This window comes from Bacillus sp. JJ1474 (genome assembly GCF_036965225.1).
In the GTDB taxonomy this organism is placed as follows: Bacteria; Bacillota; Bacilli; order Bacillales; family Cytobacillaceae; genus Cytobacillus.
In genome coordinates this window covers 734-1,139 of the sequence record NZ_JBALPC010000336.1, presented here as the reverse complement: position 1 = coordinate 1,139, position 406 = coordinate 734, and the positions used below count along the sequence as shown (strand labels likewise).

Annotated in this window: 1 pseudogene; it reads right to left on the bottom strand. The window is 33.3% G+C overall.

From position 1 onward, the window contains the following. Positions 1-184: 184 nt before the first annotated feature. Positions 185-406, bottom strand: a pseudogene (locus V7164_RS25500) (hypothetical protein); the annotation flags it as partial.

The window sequence follows — 406 nt, the reverse complement described above, 5'->3', positions numbered from 1 at the left end:
AAAAATAGTGAACATTAGTGTGTTTGTATAGAAACATACAGAATCTATCTAGCGATTGTTGAATTTCTTCCGTGATCCATTTATTCTCATATTGAAATTGGCGTAACAGAAAATCGTAGCGTGATACTCCACCTATGGAATCTAGCATTAAACATTACATCCTTTTCTAAATATAGTAAATGCCTTATAAAACAATGACACATGAAAAATTGATACTAAATTTTAAATCTATTATTACTTTTTGTAGATTTTGAGCCATTGTAATTAAAGCTTCCGCTGAGGACGATGTTTCTTCCATTAAGGCATTTTGTTCCTTTGCTGAAGCAGCCACATTTTTTGTATTTCCTGTGGCTTGTTCAGCCATATTAGCTACCTCTTCCACCATTTCCACCATATTTTGCGAGCA